This is a genomic window from Janthinobacterium sp. UMAB-60 (assembly GCF_900095235.1).
Taxonomy (GTDB): Bacteria; Pseudomonadota; Gammaproteobacteria; order Burkholderiales; family Burkholderiaceae_D; genus Janthinobacterium.
The window spans coordinates 88,954-106,102 of sequence record NZ_LT607489.1 but is presented as its reverse complement, the minus strand read 5'-3'; the positions used below and the strand labels follow the sequence as shown (position 1 = coordinate 106,102).

Sequence of the window (17,149 nt, the reverse complement as noted above, 5' to 3'; positions counted from 1 at the left end):
AGGCGCCATGCGGGGGATGCCGTATCAAAAGACGACGCGCCGGACAAAAGATCCTGGCTAAGCTGTGGCGGCAGCGGCGTGCAATGGACGCGCCGCTTTGATTCCGCCGTGAATGGTGCACCGCTGGCGGTGCGCGTGGCTCAGGCGCCCGGCCCGGAGGGGACGCACTGAAGGTGGCTGGCATCGCAGATGCGCTGGCCTTGAGACGCGGACGAGTGCTGGATATGAAACGTTATACAACCGCGTCTGCTGGCGCCGTCCGCAAGGATGGGGCAGGAGGCGCCGAGGCCGGCATTATAGCATCGGCGACACCGCTTTCCCCGTTCTGTTGCGGGAAAACGACTCGCCAGGCCGCCAAAACACGGCCATGCGGCCGCGTTCATTTCACCTTATCGTACGACAACATTTGCCCGTCGCGATCCCAGGTCAGTTTGTCATCCTCGATGCCGATGACGGCGTGGAAATCGCGCATGCCCAAGTGCGGCGGATACAGCGCAAAACGCAACAGGCCTTGACGGGCCGGCAGCTTTACCGTGGCAAAGCCTGTTTCCGGATGAGACAGCACCAGGTGGCGTAGCGGCCCGGCCAACGGCACCTGCCACGGCTGCTTGCCGCTGACGCCCTGGGCCAACGCGGGCGCATCGCCCAACGCCGCCAGAGCGATATCGGGCACGGCTTCGCCGCGATATTCGACGATGATGCGGGCCGGACCGGTAGTGGCGTCGCCGGGGCGCGGCGGCAACAGCGCAAAGGGCGCATCGGGCGACGCCCCATCGCCCCGCAGCAGCAGCTCGCCGTCCAGCACCGACCAGCGTCCCTGCGCCGCTTGCTCATCGGCGCCGTACAGCATCCGGTAACTGAAACGCCCGTCGGCGCGCAGCACGATCTGCGACGCGACCTCGGTCCTGCGCCCCAGCGCATAGCGTCCCGGCAAGCGCCGTTGCAGCGCCAGGTCGGCAGCCTTGTCCTTGTGCGCGGGCGCAGCGGCAACCTTGGCGGGCGGCACCCGCCAGCCGCCCGCCGCCAGGATGGCCAGCATGTCATCGCGCCCCGCAGCGCGCAGCGCGCTCCAGTCCTGGGGCGCGAGTTGGCGCAGGCTGCCGGCCAGACGCGGCAGGCGCGCAGCAAAGCGCTGGCCCAGCCAGCCGGCAAGCATATGCTTCGGCTCATCGGCAAAGGCGGCGATCAGGCGCGGCGCCATGCCGGGGTCGCACTGTTGCGGCGCGGCGGCAAAGCCATGCTTGAGCAACAAGTTCCAATACGCATCGGATGCGTGCAAGGCGATGTTGACCAGATTCGGCGTGTCCGGCAGGCATACCTTGTCCAGCGACAGCGTCCAGTCGCGCGTGACGAGGGCCAGCATAGCGGGATTGAGGCTGGCGGCAGCCAGGTCCAGCGCGCCACCCCATGGGTACCCTGAGCTTTCATCGATCCGCGCGCCGCGCGCGATAAACAGGCGCGCGGCCCCGGTATCGCCGTTGAGAATGGCCTGTTCCAGCGCGCTCTTCTGATTGGCGCCGCGCCAGTTCGGGTCCAGCCCCAGGTCCAGCAGGCGCGGCAGCAGGTCGTCGCGCTGCGCGCGCAGCGCCTGCTGCAGCACCACCGCATCGCCCGGCGCGCGCCGCTCACCGTCGGCGCGCCGCAACATGCCGTGTTCCAGCAACAGCGGCGCCAGTGCGCGCTGCGGCGACCGCACGGCGAGCATGGCGGCCTTATTGCTCAACTGGCTGGCCGGCAAGCCGGCCGCCAGCATCAGGCGTATCCGCTCGACGCCGGCCGCATCGCGCACGGCACGCAGCGCCTCGTCCAGCGGCGACCACTCGATGGCGGTCGGCGGCTGGCGCGCCGCGACGGCCGCCAGCAGCAATGACAGCACGGCATTATTGTCCGGCGTCGGCGGCAGTTTCAGCGCCATCTTCAATACGGGGAACTCGCCGCCCAGCGGATCGGCGCCCAAGCCCAGCAACAGCTGGACCATCGCCGCGTCGCTATTTTCGACGGCCGCCAGCAAGGGCGCGCGATCACCATCGCTGACGACGGACGCGCCCATCGCGGCCAGGCGGGCGACCCAGTCAGGTCGCTGGCTGCGCACCGCATGCCACAGCAGCGTCTCCGTTTGCAGGTGCAGCGCATCGAGCGTCGCCAGCGCTCTCATGTGCAACCCTTCGGCTGCGGGACCAGCTTGCTGCCATGGCATGCCGGGCATCACCAGCTGGCGCAGCACGTCCTCGGACGCCGGCTGGTGGTTGTACATGGCGCGCATCGCGGCATCGAGCCAGCGGTCCCTTCCCTTCGCGTCATGCCGGGGCACGCGCTGCTTGAGCCAGTCCAGCGCGCCGGCGTTGCCCGCCTCGGCGGCGTAGGCGTACAGCGACTTGCCGGTGTCTTCGATAGACGGCGTGGTGCCGGTGGCCAGCATTTTATCGAGCACTTCGGTGCCGCGCGTCATGCCCAGCAAGCGGCTCCAGAGCATGTGATCGGCCAGCGGCCGCTCGGCTGGCCGCGCCGCGCCGTCTTTCACCGTCTTTTTCTGTGAATGGCGCAGCTCCGCCATGCGCTGATCGCCCACCAGATAGGGCATGCCCGAACCTGCGTCCAGCAAGGCGATCATGTTCGCCGTACGCTCATCCGCGTCGAGCAATTCCGGCAGAGTGCCCGCATCTTCCTGTTGCAGCGCGTATTCCAGCGGCGCCAGCGTTTCATTTCCGGCGCCGTAGTGCCGCACATCGGCGCCATGGGCCAGCAACAGGCGCACCATCGCGGCGTTGCCGTACATGGCCGCCAGATGCAGGGGCGCGACGCTACTGCCCCCGGTGCCTTCGCCGACCGGCACGCCGCGCTGCAACAGCAGCGTCATCATGCGCAGCCTGGCGGGCAGCAGCGCGGCGTGCCGCGCGCGTTGCGCCTCGCGGTGCGCCCGCCGCTGCACCTGTTGCAGCAGAGGGTCGTCCAGACGCGGTTGCGCCTTCTGCCATGCTGATTCGGCTTCGACCAGGCTGTACGCGGGCAAGATCAAGGCGTGCAGCAAGGTGCGCTCGCCGATCCGGTAGGCGCCCGGCAGGGCGACGCCGGCGAGCAGTTTGCCAAAGGCGGCTTCATCGCCCTCGCTGGCGGCGGCGAACAGCGCCCTCACCTCGGGCGTCGGCGGCAGCTTGTCGCGCGCCTCGCGCACATAATGGATCACGCGCTCCATGCCGTGCACCGAGACCTGCGGCAGCGGCATGCCGGCTTTCCACGCCCGCGCCAGCTGATCCGCCTCGGCGTTTTGCGCCGCATTCATCGCCTTTGCCCAGCCGGCCACGCTGGCGGCGGCCCCCGGCTCCCCGCCCGCCGCCGCCAGCTGGCTCAGCATGGAAGCGAGCACATAGTCCTGCGGCACGCCCCGATCCATGCCGTACATCACGGCCAGCTGCAGCTGGGCCTTGGCGTTGCCGCTTTCGGCGGCCTTGCGCAGCCAGCGGGCGGCCTGCATGTCATCGAGGCCGCCTGCCTCGTTGCAGCACAGCATGCCCAGCTGGTAGGCGGCGTCCATGTCGCCGCCCTCGGCGGCGCGGCGATACCACTGCTCGGGCGCGCGCCGTCCCGTCAGCGACGTCGCCGGCAGGGGCGCGCCGCGCTTCCAGCGCTTGGCCAAACGCTGCGCCTCGTCGACCTGGTCCGGCGACATCGCGCGGCGGCGCGCCGGCAGAGATGTCTCCAGCTCGGCCGCGCCGCGCCATTCCTTGTCTTGCAGCGCCAGCAGCCTGAGCGCATACGACACCACCCTGTCGACCGGCACGCCTTCGCCCCGTTCATACATTTGCGCCAGTTGCGCCATCGGTTCGCCGGCGCCCCGCGACGCCAGGCGGCGCAGCCAGGGCAGCGCGCGCGCTGGATCCTGCATGCTGCCCGACCAGCTCGTATACAAGGAAACCAGTTTCTCCTGCGCAAGGCGATCGCCACCGTTGGCAGCCAGCAGATACCAGCGCCCGGCATCGGCATCGCTGCGCGCCAGGTCCGAACATCGCTGCTCGCCCATGTAGATATCGCCGAGAACCTTTTGTGCCTTGATATTGCCGCCCAGTGCCGGTCCGCGCAATTGGGCCGCGGCGTCAACGCAGCGCCCGCGCTGGAACAACGCCATCCCTTCCGGGACGCCGGCGCACGCGCCTCCGGCAGCCCATCCGGCGCCGAGCACGGCCAATTGCCACAATTTTTTCATGATTGCCTGAGCTTTCAAATAATGTTGCAAAGATGATAGCTTGAAAAAAATACAATGCAGCAATATTGCGCAATCGTGCGCGGCTTTTCGGGCCATCCAGGCCCGCTATTTGGTGCGCATGCTTTATGCACCCCTTATAATGGTTCCTTTTGCCAAGCACACGCCAAATCATGGAATTAGCCAAGTCTTTCGAGCCCGCCGACATTGAACAATTCTGGCGCACCGAGTGGGAACAGCGCGGTTACTTTACCGCCACCCTCGATGCGGGAAAACCTTCCTTCAGCATCCAGTTGCCGCCGCCGAACGTCACCGGCACCCTGCACATGGGCCATGCGTTCAACCAGACCATCATGGATGGCCTGACCCGCTACCACCGCATGCTGGGCCACAACACGGCCTGGATACCCGGCACCGACCACGCGGGCATCGCCACGCAAATCGTCGTGCAACGCCAGCTGGACGCGCAAAAGATTTCGCGCCATGACCTGGGCCGCGAAAAATTCGTGGAAAAAGTGTGGGAATGGAAAGAAAAATCCGGTTCCATCATCACCGGGCAGATGCGCCGCCTGGGCGCCTCGGCCGACTGGCAGCGCGAATACTTCACGATGGACGAGCCGCGCTCGAAAGTCGTCACCGACGTCTTCGTGCGCCTGTTCGAGCAAGGCCTGATCTACCGCGGCAAGCGCCTGGTGAACTGGGATCCCGTGCTGGGCACGGCTGTGTCCGACCTGGAAGTGGTGTCCGAGGAAGAAGACGGCTCGATGTGGTACATCAAGTACCCGCTGGTCGATGGCAGCGGCTTCCTGACGGTGGCCACCACGCGTCCTGAAACCATGCTGGGCGACGTCGCCGTGGCCGTCGATCCGACGGACGAGCGCTACGCGGCGCTGGTGGGCAAGATGCTCAAACTCCCGCTGACGGACCGCGAAATCCCCATCATCGCCGACGAATACGTCGACAAGGAATTCGGCACCGGTTGCGTGAAGATCACCCCGGCGCATGACATGAACGATTACGCCGTCGGCCAGCGCCACAAACTGGCGCAGATCGTCATCCTGACCCTGGACGCGAAGATCACCGACGACGCGCCGGCAGCGTATCGGGGCCTGGACCGCTTCGCCGCGCGCAAGCAGATCGTCGCCGACCTCGACGCGCAAGGCTTGCTGGAACAGGTCAAGCCGCACAAGCTGATGGTGCCGCGCGGCGACCGCACGGGCGTCGTCATCGAACCGATGCTGACGGACCAGTGGTTCGTCGCCATGAGCAAACCGGCCCCGGAAGGCACCTTCTTCCCAGGCAAGTCGATCGCGGAAACGGCGCTGGACAAGGTCGCCAATGGCGAAATCAAGTTCGTGCCGGAAAACTGGAGCACCACCTACAACCAGTGGCTCAACAACATCCAGGACTGGTGCATCTCGCGCCAGCTGTGGTGGGGCCATCAGATTCCGGCGTGGTACGACGACGCCGGCAATATCTTCGTTGCCAAGACGCAAGCCGAAGCGGAAGCGAAAGCACTGGCCGCCGGCAGCACGGGTCCGTTGAAGCGCGACGACGACGTGCTCGACACGTGGTTCTCGTCGGCCCTGGTGCCGTTCTCGACCATGGGTTGGCCTGAAGAAACGCCGGACATGAAGGCTTTCCTGCCGTCGTCCGTGCTGGTGACGGGTTTCGACATCATCTTCTTCTGGGTCGCGCGCATGGTCATGATGACGGCGCACTTCACGGGCAAGGTGCCGTTTGAAACCGTCTACGTGCACGGCCTGGTGCGCGATTCGACAGGGCAGAAAATGTCCAAGTCGAAGGGCAACACGCTGGACCCGATCGACCTGATCGACGGCATCGACCTGGAAGGCTTGATCGTCAAGCGCACCACGGGCCTGATGAACCCGCGCGACGCGGAAAAGATCACCAAGGCGACGCGCAAGGAATTCCCGGACGGCATTTCGGCCTACGGCACGGACGCCGTGCGCTTCACCATGGCCAGCTATGCCTCGCTGGGCCGCAACATCAATTTCGACCTGGGCCGCTGCGAAGGCTACCGCAACTTCTGCAACAAGATGTGGAACGCCACCCGTTTCGTCATGATGAATACGGAAGGCAAGGATTGCACGCCGAACGACGCCGACCTGTCGCAGGCGGACAAGTGGATCATCTCCTTGCTGCAACGCGCTGAACTGGACGTGGCCAAGGGCTTTGAAGACTTCCGTTTCGACAATATCGCCGCCACCATCTACAAATTCGTCTGGGACGAATATTGCGACTGGTACCTGGAAGTGGCCAAGGTGCAAGTGCAGCAAGGTACGGAAGGCCAGCAGCGCGCCACCCGCCACACCCTGCTGCGCGTGCTGGAAGTGGTGCTGCGCCTGGCCCATCCGATCATCCCGTTCGTCACGGAAGCGCTGTGGCAGACGGTGGCGCCATTGGCCGGCAAGACGCTCAAGCCAGAGGGTGATTCGATCATGATGCAACCGTACCCGATCGCCAACACCGACAAGATCGACGAGTCGGCCGAAGCGTGGATGCAGCAGCTGAAAGCCTTGACGGACGCGACGCGCAACCTGCGCGGCGAAATGCAAATCTCGCCATCGGTGCGCGTGCCGCTGATCGTCGAAGCGGGCAATGCGACGGAAAAGGCCGCGCTGGCCTCGTACGCACCGTACATCCAGTCGCTGGGCAAACTGGCCGAGGTGCAGATCGTCGATGCCTTGCCGGACTCGCCTGCCGCCGTCGCCATCGTCGGCACCACCAAGCTGATGCTGAAAGTGGAAATCGACGTGGCCGCCGAACGCGAGCGCCTGGGCAAGGAAATCGCCCGTATCGAAGCAGAAATTGCCAAAGTGAATAGCAAATTAGGCAATGAAAGCTTCGTCGCGCGCGCCCCGGCCGCCATCGTTGCGCAAGAAAACGAGCGTTTGCTCAGTTTTTCGGCCACAATTGAAAAAATGCGCGAACAGTTTGCTAAACTAGCCAGCGCATAAGGCAAGTTTGGAAGGATTGCGCGGCCGTCCCAGTGACGCCGCGCAGCACTCCTGGTCTTGCCTTGGTATATAACTGTTCGTGACCCGATCAAAAAAACCATTGGAGACTGGCAATGCATACAATATTCAAAGCAAGCATCACAGCAAGCATCATGGTGGCCGCCCTGGCCATCGCCGGCAGCGCCATCGCGCGCGACGGCAACTACACCCCCGTCGGTACGTGGAAAACCATCGACGACGCCAGCGGCAAGCCGAAATCGCTCATCGTCATCACGGAAAACAACGGCGTCTTGCAAGGCAAGATCGACAAGTTGTTCCGCGGTCCTGACGAAGATCAAAATCCCAAGTGCGACAAGTGCACGGGCGCCAACAAGGACCAGCCCATCGTCGGCATGGTCATCCTGTCCGGCCTGAAATATGACGGCAAGGAATGGACGGGCGGCGAAATCACGGACCCGGCCAATGGCAAGACCTACAAGAGCAAGGCCGAACTGATTGAAGGCGGCACCAAGCTGCAAGTACGCGGCTATGTCGGCGTGCCGATGTTTGGCCGCTCGCAGACGTGGGTGCGCGCAGAGTAAGCAAGGCACGCCCTGCCCGACCTAAGCCGGCCCGCGCCGGCTTTTTTGTGTCTGTTTTCCGCACACGGCCGTTGTTTTTCAGGCCGAATCACTCCTTTTTGAACAGTTTTCCAATTGCCGACAAGCTAAGCGCGCCAGCGCACATACCTCCAGTTTCCTAAATGAAATAGTGCATGCCTGTGACGCCATCGCCCTGTAGCGAAGGGCGACATGGCTCTGCCGGATGACCTCATCCGCGGATGCCCGGCAGTGACTGCCATGCACAAAGGAAACACATGAACCTCTTCAAACGATATCTGAACCCCTTGCTCGTCTCGGCAGGGCTGCTGGCCATGGCCGCCCTCGCCGGTTGCGGCGGCGGCGACCAGGGACGCGATCCCATCCTCGGCTTGCCGGCTGCCACCTTGTCCAGCCTGGCCGTCACGCCAGCCACGGCGACGGTCGCCATCGGCGCCGGTCAGCAATTCACGGCCATCGCCACATATAGCGACGGCTCTTCGCAAGACGTCAGCGCCAAGGCGACCTGGACGTCGGCCACGCCGGCCAGCGCGACCGTCAATGCGGGCACGGGCTTGAGCAGCGGCATCGTTGCCGGCAACAGCAGCATCAGCGCCGCGTTCGGCGGCAAGAGCGCAGCGGCCCAGTTGACCGTCTCGCCCGCCACCTTGCGAGCCATCGCCATCACGCCGCTCACGCCAGCCATCGCCATCGGCGCCACGCAGCAATTTACGGTGACGGGCAGCTTCAGCGACGGCGCCACGCGCGACGTCACGGCCGTGTCGACATTTGCCTCGGCGACGCCAGCCACGGCAAGCATCGCCGCCGGCGGCCTGGCACTGGGCAAGGTTGCCGGTACGACGCAGATCACGGCCACCACGGGCACGCTCACGGCCAGTACGGTCTTGACCGTCAACCCGGCCACCTTGCTGTCGATCGCCGTCACGCCGCAAAACCCCATCGTGTCAGTGGCCGCGACGCGCCAGTTGGCCGTCATTGCCACCTACTCGGACAACAGCACCGCTGACGTCACGGCCGGCAGCAGCTTCCTTGCCGTCACGCCCGCTTTCGCCAGCGTCGCCAGCAATGGCCTCGTCACCGGCGTCGCCTTTGGTTCCAGCGTCATGAATGCCAGCTTCAACGGCAAGACAGCCAGCACTACCGTCACCGTGCCTGCCGCCACCATCGTCAGCATCGCCGTCACGCCAGCCACCGCCAGCATCGCTGTCGGTACCCAGCAGCAATTCGTTGCCACGGCAACCTATTCCGATAGCTCGAACGCCATCATCACCAACGGCGCCAGCTGGACTTCGGGCACCATCGCCACCGCCACGGTATTGAACACGGGCATCGCCACTGGCATCACGGCCGGCACCAGCAATATCACGGCCACGGCCGGCGGCAAGTCGGGCAGCGCGCTGCTGACTGTCACTGCGGTAGTCATCCCGCCCGTCCTCAACCCGATCATCCTGGGCCGCGCGGCACCGTTCGGCGTACTGGCAGGCACCTCGATCACCAATAATTCGGGCGGCACCACCCTGATCACGGGCGACGTCGGTGCGCCATCGCAAACGGTCGATCCGACCCAGGCGGCCGGTTTCAATAACTACAAGTCGGGCGCCATCCTGGCCGGCGCGATGACGGATTTGCAAGCGGCGATCACGGACGGCAATAGCCGGACCTGCGACGTCAGCTTTGCCGGCGGCATCGACCTGGGCGGCCAGACCTTCGGTCCCGGCGTGTATTGCTATGCGGGCGCCATCAGTATCACGGGCACCCTGACCCTGAACGGTCCCGGCGTCTACATCTTCCGCACGGCATTGACGCTCGATTCGACCGTCAACTCCATCGTTGCCCTGAACAACGGCGCCACAGCCGACAATGTCAGCTGGCTGCCCGTCGGCCCGACCACCCTGGCCGCGAACAGCGTCTTCAAGGGCAATATCCTGGGCCAGTCGGCCGCCATCACGGTGGGCGACAACACGACCCTGCTCAATGGCCGCGTGCTGACGGCCGCTGCCGTCACCCTGCGCAACAACCAGATCACCAAATAAACGGGACATGACCATGACGATCGCACACACACTGGGCGCCCTGAGCGTGATGGCCGGCGCCTTGCTGGCAACCCAATCGGCGCAGGCGCAGGACAACACCTTCATCAACCCGGACTGGGCCAACAGCGCCTGGTACATCGGCGCGGGCGTGGGCCAGTCGCGCGCCACCATCGACGAACCGCGCCTGCGCGCCAGCCTGGCCGCCAACGGCGAAACGGTCACCGGTTTTACCAAGGACCAGCGCGACACCGGCTATAAATTGTTTGTCGGCCGGCAACTGAACCAGTATTTCGCCGTGGAAGCCGGTTACTTTGACCTGGGCAAGTTCGACTTCAAGTCGACCACCAGCGGCAATGGCGTGCTGAATGGGGAAGCGGGCTTTCGCGGCGTGAACCTGGACTTGCTGGGCCAGCTGCCGCTGTCGCAGCGCCTGTCCTTGCTGGGCCGTGTCGGCATGCATTACACGAAGACGAACACGGAATTCAGCGGCAACCGCCTGCTGGGTTCGACGAACACGCATGCCAGCGAACGCAAGCTCAACGCCAAGCTGGGCCTGGGCCTCGAATACAAGTTCAGCGAAGCGCTGGCCCTGCGCGGCGAAGTCGAGCGTTATCGCCTGAACGACGCCGTCGGCAACCGCGGCGATGCCGACCTGTATTCCGTCAGCCTCGTGTATAAACTGGGCCGCCCGGCCAGCGCCACGCCAGCCTACCAGCCGGTGCCAGCGGCATTGCCACCCATCAGCGAAACCATGCCGGCCCCTGTGGCCGAGGTGAAGCCGGCGCCGGCGCCCGTGTCGGAAAAAGTGTCGTTTGCTTCCGAAGCGCTGTTTGATTTCGATCAATCGACGCTCAAGCCGCAAGGCAAGGCGGCGCTGGACCAATTGGTGGGCCAGTTGACCGGCATGGACCTGGAAGTGATCGTCACGGTCGGCCATACGGATGCCGTCGGTTCCGACGCCTACAACCAGAAGCTGTCGCAGCGCCGCGCCGAAGCCGTCAAGGCTTACCTGGTGGCGCAAGGTGTCGAGACGAGCCGCGTCTACACGGAAGGCAAGGGCGAAAAGCAGCCCGTGGCCGACAACACGAGTGCCGCCGGCCGCGCCAAGAACCGCCGCGTAACGGTGGAAGTGGTGGGCACGAGAAAAGTCATGCGTTAAGTTTTACGCGCATAAAAAAACCGGCTTGCCGGTTTTTTTTTCGTCCATCGATTATGGCGCTGGCGCCGGCTTGCGGTGATGCTTGCTCAGATGCCGGTCCAGGCTGTTGGCGAACTGCTGCCGGTCCGACTGGCTGAAGGCGGCCGGGCCGCCCGTGTCGACGCCGCCGCTGCGCAATTCTTCCATGAAGGCGCGCATCGTCAGTTGCTGGGCGATATTATCTTTCGTATAAAACTCGCCGCGCGGGTTCAGCGCAAAGCCGCCCTTGGCCAGCACGTCGGCCGCCAGCGGAATGTCGCCCGTGATGACCAGGTCGCCGGGATTGAGCAAACGCACGATTTCCTGGTCAGCCACGTCCGCACCGGACGGTACTTGCACGGTGCGGATGAAACGCGACGGCGGCACGCGCAAGCCCTGGTTGGCGACCAAGGTGAGCGGCAACTCCAGGCGGTCGGCCACGCGGTACAAAATTTCCTTGATGACGACGGGACAGGCATCGGCGTCGATCCAGATCTGCATGCCTTGGATAGCCTGTTGGCTGCCGTCCGCCATCACAGTTCCCACGCTTCGCCGCCCGGGCCCATGCGCGGCGCGCTGACGCCGAAGTGCAGATAGGCGGCCGGCGTGGCGACCCGGCCACGCGGCGTGCGCTGCAAGAAACCTTGCTGGATCAGATACGGTTCCAGCACGTCTTCGATGGTATCGGCCGCTTCGCCGATGGCGGCCGCCAGGTTGCCGATGCCGACGGGGCCGCCGCCGAACTTGAACAGCACGGCTTCGAGCAATTTACGGTCCATCACGTCGAAACCGGCGGAATCGACGTCGAGCATGGCCAGCGCGCGGTCGGCCACCACCTTGGTGATCTCGCCATTGCTTTTGACTTCCGCGAAATCGCGCACGCGGCGCAGCAGGCGGTTGGCGATGCGCGGCGTGCCGCGCGCGCGCTGGGCGATTTCGTGCGCGCCTTCCGGGTCGATCGGGGCTTTCAGCAAGGCGGCGCTGCGCGTGACGATCTTCGTCAGTTCGCTCGTGTTATAAAACTCCAGCCGCGCGACGATGCCGAAACGGTCGCGCAGCGGGTTCGTCAGCATGCCGGCGCGCGTGGTGGCGCCGACCAATGTAAACGGTTGCAGATCGAGTTTCACGGAACGGGCGGCCGGGCCTTCGCCGATCATGATATCGATTTGATAATCCTCAAGCGCCGGATACAGGATTTCTTCCACGACAGGCGACAGGCGGTGGATTTCATCGATGAACAGGACGTCGTTCGCTTCCAGGTTCGTCAAAATCGCCGCCAGGTCGCCCGGGCGTTCCAGCACGGGGCCGGACGTCTGGCGCAAATTGACGCCCATTTCGCGCGCGATGATGTGCGCCAAAGTCGTCTTGCCCAGGCCCGGCGGGCCGAACAGCAAGGTATGGTCGAGCGCTTCCTTGCGCTGGCGCGCGGCCGTGATGAAGATTTCCAGCTGGTCGCGGATCTTTTCCTGTCCCACGTACTCGTCGAGTTGCTTCGGGCGCAAAGCCCGTTCTATCGCCTCTTCGTTATGCGAGATGGGCGCCGCGTCGATTATGCGCTGTTCCGTGAAGCTGTCGGTCTGGATGCTCATGCCTTATCAGCCTTTCGACAGCGCTTTCAGCGCCAGTTTGATGCCGTCCGACACGCCACTGCTGGCCGGCACGTTTTTCACGGCCGCCATTGCTTCCTTGTCCGAGTAGCCCAGCGCCAGCAGAGCATTGAGGATATCGGACTGCGCATCGGGCGCAGCGTGTGCGCCAAGCGGGCCGAGATCCGCACCGATCTTACCCTTCAATTCCAGCAGCAGGCGTTCCGCCGTCTTCTTGCCGATGCCCGGCACTTTCACCAGGCGGCCCGAATCCTGCAGGGTGATCGCCTGCGCCAGGTCGGCAATCGTCATGCCAGAGAGAATCGACAGCGCCATGCGCGCGCCCACACCCGTGATCTTGATCAACTGGCGGAACACGGCGCGCTCAGCCGCATTGCCAAAGCCAAACAGCAGGTGCGCATCTTCGCGGATGGCCTGGTGCGTGAACAGCACGACTTTTTCGCCCACGTGGGGCAAGTTGTAAAACGTGCTCATCGGCACGTCGACTTCATAGCCGACGCCCTGGCAATCGACCAGCAATTGTGGCGGATTCTTTTCAAGCAAAATACCGGAGAGACGACCTATCATCGCGTGTTCCTAATGTTAAATTTCAGAGTGCTGCTTTATCCAACGAGACGGCCGCGCTTCATGCGCAAGCCCTGCAGTTGTGGCGCCAGCGCGCCGAGCATGGCCAGCGCATCGATGCTGTTGGCGTGGCAAATGGCCACGCCCAAGGCATCGGCCGCATCCGTGCCGGGCAAGCCGGGTAGTGACAAGAGCCGGGAAACCATGTCCTGCACCTGCTCCTTGGCCGCCTTGCCGTGCCCCGTGACGGCCTGTTTCACTTGCAGCGCCGTGTACTCGGCCACCGACAGGTCGGCGTGGACCAGCGCGCAAATGGCCGCGCCGCGCGCCTGGCCCAGCAGCAGGGTCGATTGGGGATTGACGTTGACAAACACTTTTTCGATGGCGGCGCAATCGGGCTGGTAGGTGCCGACGATTTCGCTCACGCCCTGCAGGATGATCTTCAGGCGCGGCGGCAATTCCCCTTCGGAACCCGTCTTGACGGTCCCCGACGCGATATAGCGCAGCTTGTTGCCGTGTTTTTCAATGACCCCAAAGCCCGTCGTGCGCAGGCCAGGATCGATGCCAAGAATAATCATCGCCAGATTCTATAATGAATACGGCAGGCACCGGTGAATAACCAGTGCCTGCCGTTTGGCCACCTTTCAATAAGGTGGGATAAACCGCAGCGAGCGGCGATGCGGCGTGGCCGAGAAGCGCAACTGTGCTAGAGCACAGTGAGCATCGCAGGCCGCGCCCCGCGCCGCGCCGTAGGTTTAGGCCGCCTTATTAATGACGGAAGTGACGCGTGCCCGTGTACAGCATGACGACGCCGCGCTCGTCCGCCGCATCGATCACTTCCTGGTCGCGCATGGAGCCGCCCGGGTGGATGACGCACGTCGCGCCCGCATCGACGACGACGTCGAGGCCGTCGCGGAACGGGAAGAAGGCGTCCGACGCCACCACGGAACCGGCCAGCGACAGGCCCGCGTTTTGCGCCTTGATCGAGGCGATGCGGGCCGAGTCGATGCGGCTCATCTGGCCAGCGCCCACGCCCAGGGTCATGTTATTGCCGCAGAAGACGATGGCGTTCGACTTGACGAATTTCGCCACTTTCCAGGCGAACATCAGGTCGGACAATTGCTGCGGTGTCGGCTGCAGCTTGCTGACCACGCGCAAGTCGCCGATACCGACGTTTTTCGCGTCCGGCGATTGCACCAGCAAGCCGCCACCGACGCGCTTGAAGTCCATGGCGTTGACGCCGCTGCCCAGCGGGATTTCCAGCATGCGCACGTTTTGCTTGCTCGACAGAATCTGTTTCGCTTCGGCGGAGAACGATGGGGCGATCAGCACTTCGACGAACAACTTGGCGATTTCGCCGGCGGTGGCGCCGTCCAGTTCGGTATTAAAAGCGATGATGCCGCCAAACGCGGAAGTCGGGTCCGTCTGCAGGGCGCGCGCGTACGCTTCGGCCGCATTCTTGCCCAGGGCGACGCCGCATGGGTTCGCGTGCTTGACGATGACGCAGGCCGCGCTTTGCTCGAAGCCGCCCAGGCTTTTCACGCATTCCCAGGCCGCATCGGCATCGGCGATGTTGTTGTAAGACAATTCCTTGCCTTGCAACTGGCGATAGTTGGCCAGCGCGCCATCGATGGTGACCAGGTCGCGGTAGAAGGCGGCGCTCTGGTGTGGATTCTCACCGTAGCGCATGTCTTGCACTTTCTCAAATGCAACATTCAACACTTGTGGATAAGCGCCGCGCTCGGCGTGCACTTTCGTCGGGCCCAGGCTGGTCAGGTAGTTGGTGATGGCGCCATCGTATTGCGCCGTGTGCGCAAAGACTTTTTTCGCCAGCATGAATTTGGTGTCGTAGCTGACCGTACCGGCCGTGCCGTCGGCCGAGCGCAGCTCCGCCAGCACCGCGTCGTAGTCGGTCGGATCGCAGATGACGACCACGTCCTTGTGGTTCTTGGCTGCCGAACGCAGCATGGTCGGGCCGCCGATATCGATGTTTTCGATCGCGTCTTCCAGGGTGCAATCGGCCTTGGCGACCGTGCCCTGGAACGGGTACAGGTTGACCACCACCATGTCGATGGTCGGCATGTCGTGCTCGACCAGTTTCGACATGTGCTCAGGGAAATCGCGGCGCGCCAGGATACCGCCATGCACTTTCGGGTGCAGCGTCTTCACACGGCCATCGAGCATCTCCGGGAAACCCGTGTAATCGGCAACTTCCGTGACGGGAACACCGTTGTCTGCCAGCAATTTGGCGGTGCCGCCGGTGGACAGGAGGTTGACGCCGAGGGCGGACAGGGCACGGGCGAATTCGAGAACGCCGGTCTTGTCGGAAACGGAGAGGAGAGCTTGTTTGATCATGGCTGTGGCTAGGTGGTTAAGTGTTCTTGGCGAATGGCACCGTTCGGTCGTCTGACCGAAGCGGCGGCGGATTCAAATCTTGGCGTCACTTGCATGCCGGCATTACAGCAAACCGTGCTCCTGCAATTTCTTGCGCAGGGTGTTGCGGTTGATGCCCAGCATCTGCGCGGCGTGCGACTGGTTGCCATCGGCGCGTGTCATCACGACTTCCAGGATGGGCTTTTCCACGGTCAGCACGACCATGTCATAGATATTCGACGCTTGCTGTTCGCCCAGGTCATTGAAGTAATCTTCTAGACTTTTCTGTACGACTTCCTGAATGCTTTCTTTGCTCATTTTTATGCTTCAACCGGCTGAACACCTGGCCATCCGGCGCCGCGCCGCTCATGCGGTCCGCGTGCTGCCCTCTTGCCTCGGTGTTGTAATTAATATTGCATGACGCTCTGTATAGGCGCTCGCCCTTGTACTGCTGGTAACTGATTTACCCTGCTTGTTGCTATCTGCTCATGCTGCCGTGGCCGTAGGTTTGATCACATCGATCAGGCCACTTTCACTCGATTCGGAGAGGCGGTATTGTAACCGTTCGCCAAATTTCCATTGCGACTCAAAAAATTGATCCACGGCCAGCAATTGCGCGTCCGTCGACTCCAGCAAGTTCATTTGCTGTCGGAACGCCTCGCCGCCTTCCAGATCCTTGACATACCAGCCGATGTGCTTGCGCGCCGTGCGCACGCCGAGAAATTCGCCATAAAACGCGTAATGGGCGCGCAAATGCTCGTCCATCAAGGTACGCACTTCATCCACGTACGGCGCTGGCAACAAAGTGCCCGTGCGCAGGAAATGGTCGATCTCGCGGCAAATCCACGGCCGGCCCTGCGCCGCGCGGCCGATCATGACGGCATCGGCGCCCGTTTGATCCAGCACAAAGCGGGCCTTCTGAGGAGTAGTAATGTCGCCATTGGCCACCACGGGGATGCCCACCGATGCTTTCACCGCGGCAATGGTTTCATATTCGGCATCGCCCTTGTAGCCATCGGCCCGCGTGCGGCCGTGCAAGGTCAGCATCTGGATGCCGGCTTGCTCGGCGATGCGGGCGATTTTCAGGGCATTCTTGTTTTCGCGGTTCCAGCCCGTGCGAAATTTCAGGGTGACGGGCACGTCGACGGCATTGACGACGGCATGCAAGATCTTTTCGACCAGGCTTTCGTTTTGCAGCAGGGCCGAACCGCACCAGCTGTTGCATACCTTCTTCACGGGGCAACCCATGTTGATGTCGATGATCTGCGCCCCCCGGTCCACGTTGAACCTGGCGCAGTCGGCCAGGTCCTGCGGATCGGCACCGGCGATTTGCACGGCTTTCGGCTCCATTTCGCCTTCGTGGTCCGTGCGGCGCGCGCTTTTTTCCGTCGCCCACAGGCGCGGATTCGACGCCGCCATCTCCGACACGGCATAGCCGGCACCCAGCTGCTTGCACAACTGGCGGAAAGGCCGATCCGTCACGCCCGCCATGGGAGCGACGAAAACGTTGTTGCGCAGAATGTGAGGGCCGATTTGCACTGAAGAACCTGGAATGGACGGAGGAACCTGCTATTTTAACCGATTCCCTGCCTAATTAATAAGCACTATTTTTTTCGA

12 protein-coding genes are annotated in these 17,149 nt (G+C 63.5%); 4 read left to right on the top strand and 8 right to left on the bottom strand.

The genetic code is table 11. The features are described from left to right. Window positions 1-379 precede the first annotated feature (379 nt). Complete coding sequence (locus K0F86_RS14380; RefSeq protein WP_219134994.1) at window positions 380-4,201, bottom strand: tetratricopeptide repeat protein; 3,822 nt, start codon at window positions 4,199-4,201, stop codon at window positions 380-382. A 170-nt stretch (window positions 4,202-4,371) separates the two neighbouring features. Between K0F86_RS14380 and K0F86_RS14375 the strand changes: the two genes are divergently transcribed. From K0F86_RS14375 to K0F86_RS14360, 4 genes are all read left to right on the top strand, one after another. Then, window positions 4,372-7,179, top strand: a complete 2,808-nt coding sequence (locus tag K0F86_RS14375; protein WP_219134993.1) for a valine--tRNA ligase — start codon at window positions 4,372-4,374, stop codon at window positions 7,177-7,179. 152 nt (window positions 7,180-7,331) lie between these two features. Beyond that, complete coding sequence (locus K0F86_RS14370) at window positions 7,332-7,760, top strand: DUF2147 domain-containing protein (RefSeq protein WP_374197293.1); 429 nt, start codon at window positions 7,332-7,334, stop codon at window positions 7,758-7,760. A gap of 275 nt (window positions 7,761-8,035) precedes the next feature. Continuing rightward, on the top strand, window positions 8,036-9,811 hold the full coding sequence (locus K0F86_RS14365; RefSeq protein ID WP_257572159.1) for an ice-binding family protein: 1,776 nt from the start codon (window positions 8,036-8,038) through the stop codon (window positions 9,809-9,811). Between the two features lie 13 nt (window positions 9,812-9,824). Next, the gene (locus K0F86_RS14360; protein ID WP_219134991.1) at window positions 9,825-10,970 is read left to right on the top strand and encodes an OmpA family protein; all 1,146 of its coding nucleotides are present in this window, start codon (window positions 9,825-9,827) and stop codon (window positions 10,968-10,970) included. A gap of 51 nt (window positions 10,971-11,021) precedes the next feature. Here the strand turns inward: K0F86_RS14360 and K0F86_RS14355 are convergent, their stop codons facing one another. From K0F86_RS14355 to dusB, 7 genes are all read right to left on the bottom strand, one after another. Next, on the bottom strand, window positions 11,022-11,489 hold the full coding sequence (locus tag K0F86_RS14355; protein ID WP_219134990.1) for a YaiI/YqxD family protein: 468 nt from the start codon (window positions 11,487-11,489) through the stop codon (window positions 11,022-11,024). A 32-nt stretch (window positions 11,490-11,521) separates the two neighbouring features. After that, entirely contained in the window at window positions 11,522-12,577 is a 1,056-nt protein-coding gene (ruvB, locus tag K0F86_RS14350) for a Holliday junction branch migration DNA helicase RuvB (protein WP_219134989.1), read from the bottom strand. A 6-nt stretch (window positions 12,578-12,583) separates the two neighbouring features. After that, complete coding sequence (gene ruvA, locus K0F86_RS14345) at window positions 12,584-13,162, bottom strand: Holliday junction branch migration protein RuvA (protein WP_219134988.1); 579 nt, start codon at window positions 13,160-13,162, stop codon at window positions 12,584-12,586. Window positions 13,163-13,197: 35 nt separating this feature from the next. Continuing rightward, window positions 13,198-13,737: a crossover junction endodeoxyribonuclease RuvC gene (ruvC, locus tag K0F86_RS14340; RefSeq protein WP_141171710.1), complete on the bottom strand. Its 540-nt coding sequence runs from the start codon at window positions 13,735-13,737 to the stop codon at window positions 13,198-13,200. Between the two features lie 190 nt (window positions 13,738-13,927). Continuing rightward, window positions 13,928-15,514 (bottom strand): bifunctional phosphoribosylaminoimidazolecarboxamide formyltransferase/IMP cyclohydrolase, encoded by a 1,587-nt coding sequence (purH, locus tag K0F86_RS14335; protein ID WP_071079484.1) that lies wholly within the window; start codon window positions 15,512-15,514, stop codon window positions 13,928-13,930. Between the two features lie 102 nt (window positions 15,515-15,616). Beyond that, window positions 15,617-15,850 carry a helix-turn-helix domain-containing protein gene (locus tag K0F86_RS14330; protein WP_008445162.1) on the bottom strand — a complete coding sequence of 78 codons (234 nt, stop codon included), beginning with the start codon at window positions 15,848-15,850 and terminating at the stop codon, window positions 15,617-15,619. Between the two features lie 168 nt (window positions 15,851-16,018). Continuing rightward, complete coding sequence (gene dusB / locus K0F86_RS14325) at window positions 16,019-17,071, bottom strand: tRNA dihydrouridine synthase DusB (protein ID WP_219134987.1); 1,053 nt, start codon at window positions 17,069-17,071, stop codon at window positions 16,019-16,021. Between the last annotated feature and the right edge of the window lie 78 nt (window positions 17,072-17,149).